15 protein-coding genes and 1 other annotated feature are annotated in these 16,246 nt (G+C 31.6%); of the genes, 10 read left to right on the top strand and 5 right to left on the bottom strand.

Annotated features, from left to right (window positions below):
• Positions 1–124: 124 nt before the first annotated feature.
• From FYJ83_RS09340 to FYJ83_RS09305, 8 genes are all read left to right on the top strand, one after another.
• Positions 125–724: a GNAT family N-acetyltransferase gene (locus tag FYJ83_RS09340; RefSeq protein WP_154440059.1), complete on the top strand. Its 600-nt coding sequence runs from the start codon at positions 125–127 to the stop codon at positions 722–724.
• An 11-nt stretch (positions 725–735) separates the two neighbouring features.
• The gene (locus FYJ83_RS09335; RefSeq protein ID WP_154440058.1) at positions 736–1,830 is read left to right on the top strand and encodes a DnaD domain-containing protein; all 1,095 of its coding nucleotides are present in this window, start codon (positions 736–738) and stop codon (positions 1,828–1,830) included.
• 2 nt (positions 1,831–1,832) lie between these two features.
• Positions 1,833–2,810 carry an ATP-binding protein gene (locus FYJ83_RS09330; protein WP_154440057.1) on the top strand — a complete coding sequence of 326 codons (978 nt, stop codon included), beginning with the start codon at positions 1,833–1,835 and terminating at the stop codon, positions 2,808–2,810.
• A 40-nt stretch (positions 2,811–2,850) separates the two neighbouring features.
• Positions 2,851–3,372 (top strand): transcription repressor NadR, encoded by a 522-nt coding sequence (locus FYJ83_RS09325; protein WP_216585881.1) that lies wholly within the window; start codon positions 2,851–2,853, stop codon positions 3,370–3,372.
• A gap of 61 nt (positions 3,373–3,433) precedes the next feature.
• Positions 3,434–4,462: a PTS transporter subunit IIC gene (locus FYJ83_RS09320; RefSeq protein ID WP_412034781.1), complete on the top strand. Its 1,029-nt coding sequence runs from the start codon at positions 3,434–3,436 to the stop codon at positions 4,460–4,462.
• A gap of 297 nt (positions 4,463–4,759) precedes the next feature.
• The gene (locus FYJ83_RS09315) at positions 4,760–5,551 is read left to right on the top strand and encodes a TraX family protein (RefSeq protein ID WP_154440056.1); all 792 of its coding nucleotides are present in this window, start codon (positions 4,760–4,762) and stop codon (positions 5,549–5,551) included.
• A gap of 65 nt (positions 5,552–5,616) precedes the next feature.
• On the top strand, positions 5,617–6,327 hold the full coding sequence (locus tag FYJ83_RS09310; RefSeq protein ID WP_154440055.1) for a response regulator transcription factor: 711 nt from the start codon (positions 5,617–5,619) through the stop codon (positions 6,325–6,327).
• A 43-nt stretch (positions 6,328–6,370) separates the two neighbouring features.
• Positions 6,371–7,741: a sensor histidine kinase gene (locus tag FYJ83_RS09305; protein ID WP_195837972.1), complete on the top strand. Its 1,371-nt coding sequence runs from the start codon at positions 6,371–6,373 to the stop codon at positions 7,739–7,741.
• Positions 7,742–7,836: 95 nt separating this feature from the next.
• Here FYJ83_RS09305 and FYJ83_RS09300 read toward each other — a convergent pair whose 3' ends face one another.
• From FYJ83_RS09300 to FYJ83_RS09280, 5 genes are all read right to left on the bottom strand, one after another.
• Positions 7,837–9,585 carry an ABC transporter ATP-binding protein gene (locus FYJ83_RS09300; RefSeq protein ID WP_154440053.1) on the bottom strand — a complete coding sequence of 583 codons (1,749 nt, stop codon included), beginning with the start codon at positions 9,583–9,585 and terminating at the stop codon, positions 7,837–7,839.
• Between the two features lie 13 nt (positions 9,586–9,598).
• Positions 9,599–11,353 carry an ABC transporter ATP-binding protein gene (locus FYJ83_RS09295; protein WP_154440052.1) on the bottom strand — a complete coding sequence of 585 codons (1,755 nt, stop codon included), beginning with the start codon at positions 11,351–11,353 and terminating at the stop codon, positions 9,599–9,601.
• 115 nt (positions 11,354–11,468) lie between these two features.
• The gene (locus tag FYJ83_RS09290; protein WP_154440051.1) at positions 11,469–12,419 is read right to left on the bottom strand and encodes a helix-turn-helix domain-containing protein; all 951 of its coding nucleotides are present in this window, start codon (positions 12,417–12,419) and stop codon (positions 11,469–11,471) included.
• A gap of 56 nt (positions 12,420–12,475) precedes the next feature.
• Entirely contained in the window at positions 12,476–12,778 is a 303-nt protein-coding gene (locus tag FYJ83_RS09285) for an MptD family putative ECF transporter S component (RefSeq protein ID WP_154440050.1), read from the bottom strand.
• The gene (locus FYJ83_RS09280; RefSeq protein WP_154440049.1) at positions 12,754–13,146 is read right to left on the bottom strand and encodes an ATP-binding cassette domain-containing protein; all 393 of its coding nucleotides are present in this window, start codon (positions 13,144–13,146) and stop codon (positions 12,754–12,756) included. Before FYJ83_RS09280 ends, FYJ83_RS09285 begins: the two co-directional genes overlap by 25 nt.
• Before the next feature lie 301 nt (positions 13,147–13,447).
• Positions 13,448–13,610: a binding site (T-box leader), on the top strand.
• Positions 13,611–13,964: 354 nt separating this feature from the next.
• On the opposite strand from FYJ83_RS09280, the gene serS reads away from it, so the two are divergent.
• Both serS and FYJ83_RS09270 read left to right on the top strand, forming a co-directional pair.
• On the top strand, positions 13,965–15,239 hold the full coding sequence (gene serS, locus FYJ83_RS09275; protein WP_154440048.1) for a serine--tRNA ligase: 1,275 nt from the start codon (positions 13,965–13,967) through the stop codon (positions 15,237–15,239).
• A gap of 126 nt (positions 15,240–15,365) precedes the next feature.
• Entirely contained in the window at positions 15,366–16,235 is an 870-nt protein-coding gene (locus tag FYJ83_RS09270; protein WP_154440047.1) for a DUF1002 domain-containing protein, read from the top strand.
• The last annotated feature ends 11 nt before the right edge of the window (positions 16,236–16,246 follow it).

Genomic DNA, 16,246 nt, shown 5'->3' with positions numbered 1-16,246 from the left:
AATTAGCAAAGATAATAGGACCAAGGATTACAATAAATGGATTTATTGTAATCCTGTTTTATCTATTACATATTCTTTGGAAAAGCTTTTTAATTAATATATATTGATTAAAGGGGTGATTTTATTGGAGATTAGAGGGGAAAGAGTTATAATAAGAGATTTGCAATTGGAAGATGTTTTTAATATGAAAAATTGGGGAACTCATGAGAATCCTTTAATAGAAGATTATAATTTTCCACCAATGAATGATAAAGAAATAAAATTATGGTATAAAATGAAGACTAATAGGTTATTTAATAAATACTATGGTATATTAAACGAAGATAATAAACTAATAGGATATATGGGTACAAAGGATATAAAAGTCATTAGAAGAGAAGCTACTTTGGGAATAGTACTTGATCCAAACTATGTCAATAAAGGATATGGAACTGAAATTTTAGATACATTTCTAGAATATTATTTTACTGAAATGAAAATGAAAAAGATGATACTAGAAGTGGCAGAATTCAATAAGAGGGCCTATAGAGTATATGAAAAGGTAGGATTCCTTCCTGTAGGATACTATCTTGATGAATTCTTTGACTCTAACTTAAATTTAACAAATCCATATTATTTAGAAGAAAAATCTTCTTTTGTAATAACTAATAAAAAGATATATAATTATATTTACAAAATGGTCTTAAACAAGAAAAGATTTTTTAAGTTAAGGAAAACTATGTAGGAGTTGATAAAATGAGTTTCACTCTTGAAACTACAGATATGGACCTAGGTGATACCCCTATAGAAAATATATTTATAAATGACTTTATGCCTATGGCCAATGGAACTTATGTAAAAGTCTATTTATTGGGATATAAATATGCTCATGATAGAGATGAAAAAATAGAGGTAACTAACCAAACCATAGCTAAACATTTAGAAATACCCTTGGAAGATGTATTAAGGGCTTGGGATTTTTGGGAAAGTAAGGGAATCATAGAAAAGATACAAAATAATGAAGAGAATAAATATAATTATAAAGTAAAGTTTCTAAATTTAAAGCAGTTATACATAAAAAATAATTTGAGTCTATTTGAGACAAAAGAAAACATTATACAAAAACCAAAGACTATTACGCCTCAGGAGTTAATAGATGCAAACCAAATACCAGCCATAAATAAAATGTTTAACCAAATAGATTATATAATTAGAAGACAAACAGTAACCACTGAAAAACAGAAGATACTATCATGGATAGAAAATTATAATATGAATCCAGATGTAATAGAAAAAGCCTTTTTCTACGGAGTAGAGAGAAAGGGAGTTAAGAGTATTAACTATATAGAGGGTATCATAAGAAACTGGTATGATAATGGACTTACAAATATGGAATCCATAATCGAGCATTTTAAAACTCAAGATGAAAAGTATTATAGATACCAAAGAGTAATGAAATCCTTAGGATTAGATAATAGACCTATTTCACAGGGAGAAATGACTGTAATAGATAAATGGTTTGATAAATATAAATATTCCTTAGAAATGGTTTTAAAGGGATGTGAGGCTTCATCTAAGGTGGCAAATCCTAGTATTAACTATATTGATGGAGTAATATCCTCTTGGCATAATAAAGGAATACAAACCTTAGAAGATATAGAAGAAAAGGATAAGCCTAAGGAGAAAAAGGAATATAAAGTAACAAAAGCTCAGCAAAGTAAAAGTATGCCACTTAAAACTAGATTTCATAATTTTGAACAGAGAACAGATAAATATACTTCTGAAGAATTAGAAAATATTGCAAGAAGAAAGAGAGAAGCATATAATCAAAGAGCAAAAGGAGAAGCCTAAAGATGTATAAGGATATATTAAAGGAATTATCAACTGAATATGAGAGAAAAAGAGATAGACAAATATATGAACAAAGAATGAGAAAAGAAAATGTCTATAAAAAGATACCTGCCATTAGAAGAATTGATGAGGACATATTTAAGGCAGGACTTTCCATGTCTAAATATATAATAGGTAATCCTGATAAATATATGGAAGCAGTAGAAGAAGCTAAGGGAACCATAGAAAAGCTAAAAATGGAAAAGGCATATCTATTAACAGAATCCAATATTCCAGTAGATTATATGGATATAAAATATGAATGTAATACATGCAATGATACTGGATATTTAGATAGCGGGAGTCAATGTAACTGTTTAAGACAGGCTTTAGTCTCTAGGGCATATAAAATGTCAAATATAGAAAACTCCTTAGAAGCAGAAAACTTTAAGACCTTTAATATTAATGTATTTAGCAGTGAACCTTTTGGAAATGAAAATATGACGCCTAGAGAAAATATGCAGGATATAGTAAGTATTGCAGAAGGATTTATTAGTAACTTCAATGAAAACAATGGAGATAACTTACTTTTCTATGGAACTACAGGTCTAGGAAAAACCTTTCTCTGTAGCTGTATAGCCAAATCTCTCTTAGATAAAAATAAAATAGTTATATATCAGACTGCATTTACGATACTTGAAATAATAGAAGGACATAGATTTAAAAGGGATACAAAAGCAAATGACTATGAATACAACTCTCTATTTGACGCAGACTTATTAATAATTGATGATTTAGGTACTGAAGTATCTAATACTTTTACAAATGCAGAGATTTTCAATATAGTAAATACAAGAATAATAGGAGGCAAAAAGACTATAATATCTACTAATTTGACTCCAAAGGAAATATCAGAAATATATACAGACAGAATATTTTCTAGAATATTAGACAAGTTTATTCCATTGAAGTTTTATGGACCAGATTTAAGGTGGGAATAATATTTAGTAAATAATAAATAGTGAATCAGGGGGTGAGATAGTGGATGCAGGTGAAAGAAGACAGGAAATAATTAATATATTGAACAAATCAAAGGATCCAGTAAAAGGTACAGAATTAGCTGAAAAACTACAAGTAAGCAGACAAGTAATAGTTCAAGATATTGCAATATTACGGGCAAAAGGGGAAAATATATTTGCCACACCTCAAGGATACTTGATGCCTAGAATTTATGAAAAAGATAGGCTAATAAAAACTATAGTGTGTAATCATAAAAATAATGAAGAATTAGAAGATGAATTAAGAACTATAGTGGATTTAGGTGGAAAGGTTATAGATGTAATAGTAGAGCATCCTTTATATGGAGAAATAAAGTCCCAACTACAAATAGGGTCTAGACATGATTTAATGCTATTTATGGATAATTTAAAGACAACTAAAGCGGAGCCCTTATCCTCACTGACAGACGGTGTTCATTTACATACTATAGAAGTAAATAGTGAAGAAATATTTCATAAGATAAAAGAAGCACTTTCAAAGAAAAAATACTTGATAAAAGAGTAATGAGATGATATATTTATATCTATAGCTGACAAGACAACTGTAAATATAACTTAACTCGGAGGTGTGGAAAATAGCAAAATCACAAGGGAGTATAAGAGATTATTTTGTTAAGATATTAAATGGCATGGCTTTAGGACTTTTTTCATCTTTACTTATTGGACTTATAATCAAACAGTTAGGTACATTGTTTAATATGGAAGCTCTTATTTTATTTGGCTCAATAGCACAAAAATTAATGGGACCAGCCATAGGTGCAGGAGTAGCCTATAGTGTAGGTGCTCCGCCTTTGGGAATATTTGCTTCAGTAGTTACAGGGGCCATAGGTGCAGGAAGTATTACTTTTGATGGAGCTATAACAATTATCAATACAGGAGAGCCTGTAGGTGCCTTTGTAGCAGCTTTAATAGGGGCAGAGTTTTCTAAGTTAATTAGTGGTAAAACTAAGGTAGATATAGTATTAGTTCCTCTGTCTACCATTATAGTAGGTGGGTTTGTAGGAACTCATATAGGTCCATATATGACCACAATAATGAATTTCTTTGGTAATATAGTAAATACAGCAACAGAAATGCACCCAATTCCCATGGGAATAATAGTATCAGTAGTTATGGGAATAGTTTTAACACTACCAATAAGCTCGGCAGCTTTAGCAATATCCTTAGGTCTTTCAGGTCTTGCAGCAGGAGCCAGTACAATAGGGTGTGCAGCAAATATGATAGGATTTGCAGTAGCTTCCTATAGAGAAAATGGATTTGGAGGATTTATAGCTCAAGGCTTAGGCACTTCTATGCTTCAAGTTCCCAATATAGTAAAAAATCCTCTAATATGGATACCTGCCATAGTATCATCGGCAATACTTGGACCTATATCTACTCAATTTTTAAAAATGGAAGGAAATAGTATAGGGGCAGGTATGGGGACCAGTGGATTAGTAGGTCAATTTGCTACTATAGACGTAATGGGTGGAAACCCTAAAACTTTAATTCTAATTCTTATGATGCACTTTATTTTACCAGGACTAATATCCTTCATAGTATCAGAATGGATGAGAAAAAAAGGATTTATAAAATTTGGAGATATGAAGCTTTAAACTTTCTGAATATATTGTTTTAATAAACTCCTATGGGGTATATAAAAGGCAGGAGGACAAACCTCCTAACTAAGGATAAAATAATTACAGAACAAAAGATAAGAATATCCATTAAAAAATCTAAATTTAGATTTTTTAATGGATATTTGCATTTTGCTATAAAAGTTTAGTAAAAGTCAGTACTTTTACTAGTTCTACTGAAACTAGAGAATTAAGGTTTAATTAAGGTTTCTGTTAATAAGGTTTAAACTTGATTTGTTATACTCATAATGAAAATAAAAAAATGAGGTGAACAATATGTTTAAAAAAGGATTAACAGGATTTCAAATAAAGCTCATTGCACTTTTTCTAATGATTTTTGATCATGTGCATTACTTTTTTTCGTTTACTAATAAGATACCTTTATGGTTTACATGGACAGGGCGTGTGGTAGCTCCAATATTTATTTTCATGACTGTGGAAGGGTTTATCCATACACGAAGTCGTGTTAAATATATGGGTAGACTTTATATGGGATCATTGATAATGGTTCTTGGAAATCAATGGATTTCAAGATGGTTTCCACGTGGTGATGACGCAGCTCTTATGACAAATATTTTTGCAACTCTCTTTTTAATTACTGTTTATTTAACCATAATCGAATACCTAAAAAAAGGTATTAAAGAAAGACGCATCATGTCTGTAGTGCTGGGAATTTTAGGATTGGTATTGCCTGTTGCCATTGGTATACTTATGATGATGAACCTTCATGTGCCAGGGATGATTCATGCAATTTTTCTATTACCAACCCCAATGTTTGTTGAAGGTGGTCCAGTATTTATAGCATTGGGAATATTGTTTTATTTAACACGTGATAAAAAAAGACTTCAATTGATTTTATATGCTTTAGTGTCTATTGCTTTAATGCCTTGGCAGAACTTCTCCTTACAAGGGATATTCTATGATAATTTCCAATGGATGATGATAGGAGCATTACCTTTCTTAGCACTTTATAATGGTCAAAGGGGTAAGGGTATGAAATATTTATTTTATGTGTTTTATCCACTTCACATTTATGTTTTATACGTTTTATCTACCTTTTTCGCGTAAATCACTTATCATGTGGTGACGAAATTGGGTATACTATACCTATATCAATAATAAGGAGCGGTATTATGGATGTGCTATTTAATAAAAAGATACTTGTTGTAGATGATGAAGTTGAGTTGCTAGAGATAATTGAACATGCCTTAAAACTAGAAGGTTTCACTAATGTTAAAACCACAAATACAGGTGTTAAAGCTTTGGAAGAATTTCATAGTTGGCAACCAGATATGGTGATTTTAGATGTAATGTTACCTGATGTCCAAGGACATAATCTGTGTAAGACCATAAGAGAGACTTCACAGATTCCCATTATTTTTGTATCTGCAAAAACAGAAGAAGTGGACCGAATTGTAGGATTTGCAATAGGAGCAGATGATTATGTAACAAAGCCATTTAGTCCAAAAGAACTTGCATATCGAGTAAAAGCACATTTGAAACGCTCAGAATCTACATCTGATCCACAGGATATTGAAACTATCTATTTTGGGCCATTTAGGATGATTCCTTTAAAAGGCGAACTTTTTAAGGAAGATGAAGAACTTGTGCTACAGCCAAAAGCCTATAAGTTATTGGAATATTTTGCAAGACATCCTAATTTGATTTTAAGTAAGGAGCATTTATGTGGTGCAGTCTGGGGAGAGGATTATATTGGCTTTGATAACACGATTATGGTACACATTCGAAGAATAAGAGAGCAAATCGAAGTAGACCCATCAAATCCAGAGTATTTAATAACGGTAAAAGGGCTTGGCTATAAGCTAGTAGTAAAGGACAAATAATATGAGATTACATTTAACCTTCAAATATTTGATAAGTATTATTATGGTTATTATTGTAGTGGGATTGGTCAACGGCCTTATGGCTTTTGGCCTATTTCATTTTGGGCCTAGGGAATCTTATTCCTATGGAATTGCCAATGAACGCTATATTAGTCCAGAAGATTATGTCAGACAGTTTTTTAAGCATATTAGCTTAGAGGAAGGACAATTTTCCTTAGATAAAAATGCAGAGCGTTCTTTAATCCAAAACCATGCTTGGATTCAGATACTTAGTACAGATTATAAGGTAAATTTTCAATTCAATGGGAATGAAGAGCTTCCGCAGATATACACCCCAATGACTTTAGTGCATAATTATAAATACGCCAATCCAGATACAATCTTTGTAAGTGAGGTGTCTTTTGGAGAAGAGACCTATACCTATTTAATAGGTATGCCATATAAAGATATTCAAAGGACGTTTTTTACCTTCAATAAAACTTACTTTGCCAGTATTATAGGTGGACTTGTGCTGCTGGTTTTTGCTGTGGACCTAATTTTAGGATTGCTATTTGGTATGGGTTTTAGTAGAGGCCTAACAAAGCCAGTAGGAGAAATGATTAAAAGTATAGAGGATTTGACTGAGGGAGGTTACAATCAAGTTCTGCCAACAAAGGGGTTATACGGATCGGTTTTTTCTAATATCAATAAATTATCGGATCAACTACAAGCCAATGAAAAAGAACGTGTTGCCATAGATACTATGCGAGAAAACTGGATTTCTAATATATCACATGATATAAAAACGCCACTGGCGTCTATTCGTGGATATGGAGAATTGCTTCGTAGTGATGAAAGAATTTCAGTAGAGAATATACATCGTTATGCAAAAGTTATTGAGGATAAGGCACTTTATATCTCAAACTTAGTAGATGATTTAAATCTAAGTACGAGACTGGAAAGTGGATATTTAGTGTTAAATTTACAGACAGTAAATCTGGTAACTTTGTTAAGAGATATTATTATTGATGTGCTTAACGGTGTAGATATGTCTAATGTTCATCTGGATTGGTATTGTGATGAAACACAGATTTTATGTCAGCTTGATCCTGTACTTTTTAGACGAGCCATAAATAACATTCTATACAATGCTATTACTCATAATGATAGATCAGTGAATATTAAGGTGAAATTAACTTATGAGGAAAATAAAATTTATATATATGTGGATGATGATGGTAAGGGAATCTCACCAGAGGATCTACCATATATTTTCAATAGACATTATCGAGGTACAAATACTTCTAATACAGTTGAAGGAACAGGTCTAGGTATGGCTATAACTAAGCAGATTATAAAAGTCCACGGAGGCGAAATTGGTGTAGAAAGTAAGCTAGGAACTGGCACGTGTTTTAGGATTATTCTTCCTAATTAAAGTATTATACCCCTATCTTATTTCTCAAAATACAAGATAGGGATATAATATTATTATTAACTATATTTTCAAGGTTTTAAAACTAAAAGAATCAATTATGCAATTATCCATCCTTCTGCTTTCTCACGAATTTCAATAAAACGCTTATAAATACCTGCTTCTTCTATTAAATCCATATGAGTACCTCTTTGTACAATTTGTCCATTATCTACTACAATTATTTGATCTGCATTTTGAATAGTAGCTAAACGATGAGCTATGGTGATAATAGTTTTTCCATGTACTAAGGCACTAATAGCTTGCTGAATGAAATGCTCATTTTCTGGGTCAATACTGGCTGTAGCTTCATCTAATATGACTATTGGAGCATCCTTTAACATGGCCCTTGCAATAGATATTCTTTGTTTTTCACCGCCAGAGAGGGTAGAACCACCATCTCCTATGATAGTATTATAGCCTTGAGGAAGGTTCATGATAAATTCATGACAGCATGCTTTCTTTGCTGTTTCTACAATTTCATCGAAGTTAGCTTCTGGCTTTCCAAATTTAATATTATTTAGAATAGTATCATGAAATAAATATACATTTTGGAATACCATGCTGATATTTTTTAATAAACTATCACAAGTCATCTCTCTAATATCTACATTTCCTATTTTAATACTTCCTTCATTTACATCATAAAACCTGGAAATCAAATTACATATGGTTGTTTTACCACTGCCAGATGGACCAACGATAGCAGTAGTTGTATTTTGTGGAATTTGGAATGATACATTGCTTAAGACATTTTTGTTATTGTAAGCAAAGGTTACATTTTGAAATTCAATGTTATAATTATTCAAAGAAATATCCTTACCATCATAATCAATAAATTCTGCATTTTCAATGGGCTCCAATTTATTAAAAGTAGCATCTATGATTTTTAGAACATGGGCTGCATTATTGATGGTTTCTACATTGCCAAAGATAACAAAAGAGAAGATAATCATCATTAGCATAGTTGGTATATCCATAGTTTCCTTTATGGCAAAAATAGAAGAAATGGCTATAATACATACAGATGCAGTTTTTAACACAAAATGATGCATAGTATTATATGGAACGTAATTCTTTTCAATTTTAAGATTAATATCCTTACTGGATTTATAAGCATTACGAATCCCATCTATTGAAACACCTTCCTGTTTAAAGGCCTTTACTACAGGCATTCCCCTAATATATTCAATAGTTGCATTGATCATAGTATCTTGTGCTTTTTGATGAATAGGAGCATTCTGATTACTTTTATTTCCTAAAAGTTTCAGGAATACTGCAGATAATACTATTCCTATTACAGCAGTTATTGCAATCCATATATTGTAAAATCCCATACATAATACCATGGTAAAAGCACTGATATATCCATTTACTACTGTATCAATCATTTTCATTCCGTGCATCTCAATGAAGGATAAATCTGTTGTAACAGCTGAAGTTAGTTCTCCAGTATTATTATTGCTGAAAAATCCAAGGGATACTCTTTTCAGTCTATTTCCGATTTTAGTTCTTTCTTCTGCTGAGACCTCATATCCAACACTTTCTTGTGTTTTAGCACGAAGATAGGAAAATAAAAATCTTCCTAGGACAGCAAATATCATATATATAGTTAGTAGGATAATTTCTTTACTAGCCAATGGTTTTTTTCCAGATATATCTTCTAATATCAGATTTAATCCATAAGCTGTTGCCATAATAGGCATTGCAGTAAACATAGTGTGTATAAAAGAATAAACAAACCCAATATATAATCTCTTTTTACGCATACCTGTCCATGCTATTATCCTTTTTATTGACCTAAACATATTACACTCCCCCTTATTCTTGATTTACTGCCCATAGTTTCGCCCCAATATGTGCTGTCCACATATCTTTATAAAGGCCTTCTTTTTTTAATAACTCTTCATGGGTGCCTTTACTTTGGATTTTTCCTTTTTGTAGAACAATAATTTGATCTGAATTTTTTATAGTAGATAATCTATGGGCAATTACTAACAATGTTTTTCCTTTCGTAAGTGCTGCAATGGATTTCTGGATTTTATCTTCATTTTCCGGATCAGTAAAAGCCGTTGCTTCATCAAGAATTATGATTGGAGCATCTTTTAATATTGCTCGAGCTATGACAATTCGTTGCTTTTCTCCACCAGACAGTCTTCCACCAGCTTCACCAGCACTGGTATTATATCCCTTTTCAAAATTGGAGATAAATTCATCACAACATGCAGATTTGGCTGCTTGCAAAACTTCCTCATCAGTTGCTTTTGGATTGCCTAAGCGAATATTTTCAAGTAATGAACAGTTAAACAAGAAATTATCCTGTGTAACAAAACTGACCATATCACATAGTTGACTTAGAGGTATTTCTTTTATATTTGTATTACCTATTTTTATTTCACCTTCATTTACATCCCAAAAACGAGCAATCAATCTTGCTATGGTAGATTTACCACTACCAGATGGGCCTACTAATGCTGTAAAGCTTCCTTGTGGAATCTTTAAACTTAGATTTGATAACACCTCGTTGTTATCTGTACTGTCATAGGAAAACGAAACATTATTTAATTCAATATCATATTCTTTAATAGAAACTAACTTATCTGCATTTTCCAGTTTTGTTAGATTAAGTAGACTATTGGCATCTCTTACAGCATATTCAATAGATTTTAAGTCATTAATGAATACTGTAAAACTTGTTAGTGGTCCTATAATTCCTAGAGATAAAATCATACACATAGTAAGCTCTGCCGGGCTTAAACTTCCCTGTTTGTAAAGAAACATTCCTATAGGTAATGTGCCGAGTAAAGTGGAGGGTAGAACAGCTCCGCCAAAATTCATTAATTTCCATGTACTCCTAAACCAGTCCAAGGTGTACTCTTTGAAAGAGTGTATGGCTTTTTCAAACTTTTCATATGAAGTTGTAGACTGATTAAATGTTTTAATAACCTCTATTCCTTCTACATACTCTACAATGACTCCATTGACATAGGCGCTAGCTTCCATATAATCATTATATTTTTCATTGAAGTTTCGCATCATAAAACCATATGCAATAAATGAAATGGGAACTGTTATAATTGATGCTAATGCCATACGCCAATTTATTACAAAAAGATAAATGAAAACGCAAATTGGTAATAAAAGATTTGAAAATCCTTCTGGGATTAAATGTGCTAGAGGGAGTTCAATTGTTTCTACTCTGTCTATTATAATACTTTTTAAATTTCCCACTGTTTGATTTAATACTGTACCTAGAGGTGCATACATTAATCTATCTGCCATGGACATTCTCATTTCCTCTAAAATTGTATAAGCAGAAATATGTGATAATGTAGTTGAAAAGCCGTGGAATAACAATTTAATTACATATCCTAAGAGACAAATAGATGTCCAAAATAATATATTATTTACAGACTGTTTTCCTTCAAAAAAGAGAATGATTATCTGATATACTCCAAAATAAGGGATTATACCTCCAGCCACACTAATAACTTCTAAAAAAATAGAAAAAATTAATTTTCTCTTACATGGTTCTGCGAATTTCATAACGGTTTTTAACCAAGATTCTTTATTCATAATGCTCTCCTTTCTAAAATTAAAGTTCATATAATTGGGAATAGTTATTTAACTATTCCCAATTATATTTTATATTTAGCAACCTATCTACTCTAATGAGTCCATGATACTCCATTTAGACAATGGAATTTCTATACTCCTTTGGTGATTTTCCTATAACGGATCTAAAGGCTGATGCAAATTTACTGGAATTATCATATCCAACTTTATGTGCTATTTCAGAAATATTTTCCTTAGTTTGTCTTAACATAATTGCAGCCTTGTTCATACGATATACTCTTATATAAGAATATATTGAAGTCCCGTATACTCCCTTAAAACATAATTTCATTGAGGTTAAAGGAATATTAAACTTTTCTGAAAGCTCGTCTAATGTATAATGATCCTCTAAATTTGTGGTAATAAGTTCCTGAATTGCCTTTACCTTTTCAACTTGAGTTTTATAATAGTATGGTCTTTTATCAAAGTTTTTGGGAATCTCTAAAATGCTTAGATGAAGTAGTAGTTCTAAAATCTTTATTTTCAAGTAATCATCTTTTATCTTATTAGGTATTGTATAGAGCTCCAAAAATATATGTGCTATTACCTTATCTGCTTGAATAATAAAAGGTCTATTTAACATAAAAAACTTTTTACTTAAAGCAGCTAGATCAATAGAAAATCCTCCATATAGTTTTACAACTTCCTCTGCTTCTTCAATATGAAATACTAATGATATTCCATGGTAATGATTCAGAGGAAATCCAAAGTTTTGAATATGGTTTTCTCGATGGTTTATCTGTAAATCACCAGCTTTCATGTATACATAGGTATCGTTGTCCAATTTCCATTCCATTCTTCCCTCCCGACAGAAATCGATGCAAAGGAAATTAGCCTTTGTATGAAATTGAGAGGAACAACTTTCCATGTGAAAATCATTATATATTAAAATAATTCCTGGAAATACTTTTATTGCTGTCATAATGCCATCACCAGACTTATCTTTCATTCGATAAATTGTACAATCTTCACTTTGAGAAAAAGTGGTGATATTGTCACCTAAAAAGGTTTTTTCTTCCCATGACATTTTATACACTCCTTTCCGTTTCACATCCTATCTTTATTGTGCAATTATCCCTTATTTTATACAATTCCAGCCTTTTTAAAGTGCTTATGAAGTAATTTTTTACCCATAAACATCCTAAAATGGAAGCAATGACTGTTATAATACATAAGATAATCATTAAACTTGGGTTCATAATTTCTAAACATTGCTGAACAATAGGTAATGTACCTGTAGTTTTTATACAATGCTATGTAGACATCTTGCATATATACAAATGGAATATATTCACCAAGGGCATAGCCTAGCATAATAGAAGAAAATCCAAATACAGCTGCTATAAATTTATTTCTTCCTATTAAATTAAAAAGTAGCTCTCCCACAAATCCTCCTCTAAAACATAGACTTTTACTCCTAATGAATAAACAGAGGCTAAAGCAACTTTTTGTTTTTCGCCACTAGATAAATCAAAAGGTTTTCTTCCCATTAATGGTGAAAACTTTAGTCTATCTACTGTTTCAGAAATGTTTCTTTGCATTTTATCTGTAGAAACACCATGGTTTTCACTTGGAAAGGAAATTTCTGTTTTTACATGTAGGGTAAAGAATTGTGAACGTGGGTCTTGAAAGACAGAACCTACTTTATATGATCTTTCTTTTATTGATTCACTAGTTATGTTTTGATTACATATAGTTCCCTTCCCTTTTAATTCTCCCTGCTCTATGATCAGGTTTTGTGGACTTAAATTCAAGTGGTTTATCCATAAAAGATTAAATCACGTCCTTTTAAAATAGTATTTATCCTTTGGAAGTTAGTATCGGCTAACTATAAGATAGAAGTAGATAATATCATATACTAAATAGTCTAATATAGATTTGTGAGATTGTCTGCTCTATAAAGACCGTTATACTCCATTTAGACAAATATATAATAGAAATAAGTTAAAAGTTTATAGATTTTTATCAAGATATATCTGGTCAAATTTTATTTTTATTATAAATTAAAAAAACCTTGACAATTGCAAATATTGTGTTATAATATCTATAATTAAATACTAGGCAAAGAAGGGAAATAGTAAGTATATAGCTTTTTAAGAGAGCCAATGGTTGGTGAGAATTGGCAAAGCAAAATATTGAATCCGTCCCAGAGTCTATGAATTTCGAGTGAGCCTTCGGGCTAACTAGGGTGGCAACGCGGGTAACTCTCGTCCCTAATATTTATTAGGGATCGAGAGTTTTTTTATGACCTAACTTAGCGAACGACAGTGAGCTTTAGTAGGTCAAACGCAATGAGAACCAAATCTATATGAGCGTAGCGAGTGAATAGATTTGAGTTTCGAAACTGCGGCAAATGACCTAATACAGCGAACGACAGTGAGCTGATGTAGGTCAAACGCACCTACGCTGTCCGTTTTGTCTGCAATTCGCTATCGCTCATTGGACAAAAAGGCAATGAGAACCAAATCTATATGAGTGTAGCGAGTAAATGAATTTGAGTTGCGAAACCGTGGCAAATGACCTAACCCGATTTGTGTTTTGGGACTGTGGAAAATTTAAGGAGGAAAGAATCATGTTAGATATTCGAAGAATCAGATCAAATCCAGAAGAAGTAATAAAAGCCTTAGGAAAAAGAAAAGGAGAATTTCCTATTGATAAAGTTTTAGAATTAGACGAAACTAGAAGAAATATTCTTGTAGAAGTAGAAGAAATGAAGGCAAGACAAAATTCAGTATCAAAGGAAATACCTAAACTGAAAAAAGAAGGAAAAGACCCAGCACCTATTTTTGCTGAAATGAAGGAGTTGTCAGAGAAAATAAAGGATCTAGATGTAAAAGTAAAGGAAATAGATGAGGATTTAAGAAATACTTTACTTCAAATACCAAATACACCTAATGAAGCTGTAATAGAAGGTAAAGATGATACAGATAATGTGGAAGTAAGAAAGTTTGGAGAACCAAAGGATTTTACATTTGAAGCAAAGGCACATTGGGATATAGGTACAGACTTAAATATATTGGACTTTGAAAATGCTACAAAGATTACAGGAGCTAGATTTACAGTTTTTAGAGGTTTAGGTGCAAGACTTGAAAGAGCCATTACACAATTTATGTTGGATTTGCATACAACAGAACATGGGTTTACTGAAATGGCTGTTCCATTTATGGTAAATAGAGATAGTATGACAGGTACAGGTCAATTGCCAAAGTTTGAAGAAGATATGTTCCATCTACCTACTAAAGACTACTTCCTTATACCAACAGCAGAAGTTCCCCTTACAAACCTTCTTAGGGATGAAATATTAAATGAAAAGGATTTACCAATATACTATACAGCATATACTCCTTGTTTTAGACAGGAAGCAGGGGCAGCAGGAAGGGATACAAGAGGGCTTATTAGAAACCACCAATTTGATAAGGTTGAATTAGTTAAGTTTGTAAGTCCAGAAAATTCCTATGAAGAATTGGAAAAGCTAACTTTAAGTGCAGAAGAAGTATTAAAGAGACTTAATATACCTTATAGAGTAGTAGCTTTATGTAGCGGAGACTTAGGCTTCTCATCTGCAAAGACTTATGATATAGAAGTATGGATGCCTTCATATGGCAGATATGTAGAGATTTCAAGCTGTAGTAACTTTGAGGATTTTCAAGCAAGACGTGCAAACATTAGATATAGAAAAGAAGAAACAGGAAAAGTTGAGTTTGTTCATACTCTAAATGGCTCAGGGTTAGCTGTAGGCAGAACCTTTGCAGCAATTTTAGAAAATTATCAAGAAGAAAATGGAACAGTAATAATTCCAGAAGCACTAAGGCCATATATGGGAGGATTGGAGAAAATAGAGAAGTAAATTCTATAATAAGGAACTAGATGAAACTCATTCTAGTTCCTTATTATTGCTTTTTATTATACAATAAGAGACTAAAAGGGGATTATATGATAAAATAGAGAAAAAGTATTTTAGAGAGGTGGTAAAATGAAAAATAAAAAATTAATAATGAATATAACAATAATTTTATCTTTTATTTTTATATTTAATGCTTTTGCCTATGGTGATAGCACAAAGGTTGTTACATTGGGGAAAAACTTAAATGAAGACCAACGAAAACAAATGTTGAATCTTTTTAATGTAAATAAAAATGAAGCTACTATAATAGAAGTTAATAATGAAGAAGAAAGAAAATACTTAGAAGGAGTAGCAAGTGAAGGACAACTGGGAAAGATAACCATATCATCCTCCTATGTAGAATTATTGGAAGAAGGTTCTGGTATAGATGTACAAACATATAATATCTCTTGGGCAACAGAAGAAATGTACCGCAGTGCACTTATTACAGCAGGTGTAAAAGATGCAAAGGTTATAGCTGCGGCTCCTTATCCAGTTTCAGGAACAGGAGCTTTGACTGGTATACTAAAAGCCTTTGAACAGGCAGCAGGTATAGAAATAAGTGAAGAACAAAAGAAAGTAGCTAATGAAGAAATTATTCAAACAGGAGAATTAGGAGAGGTCATAGGTAAAGAAAAAGCCAGTGAACTAATAAGAGAGGTCAAAGAAAAGGTTATAGAGAAAAATGTAAAGACTCCAGAAGAAATAAAAAAGATTATTATTGAAATTGCTGGAAAATTAGATATAAATCTAAATACTAATCAAATAAAAGATATTGCAAAGTTAATGGAAAAAATAAGTAAACTAGATTTAAATACAGAACAAATTAAAGAACAATTAAAAGGTATTGGTCAAAAACTTGATGAAACATTAAAAAATAATGAAGAAGTGAAATCATTGCTTCAGAAAATACTAGATGCTATAAAAGAGTTTTTTAATTCTTTGTTTAAAAGAAAATAATTTTAAAACCA

The organism is Tissierella pigra, assembly GCF_009695605.1.
GTDB classification, from domain to species: Bacteria; Bacillota; Clostridia; order Tissierellales; family Tissierellaceae; genus Tissierella; species Tissierella pigra.
This window is presented reverse-complemented; position numbering and strand designations above follow the sequence as displayed.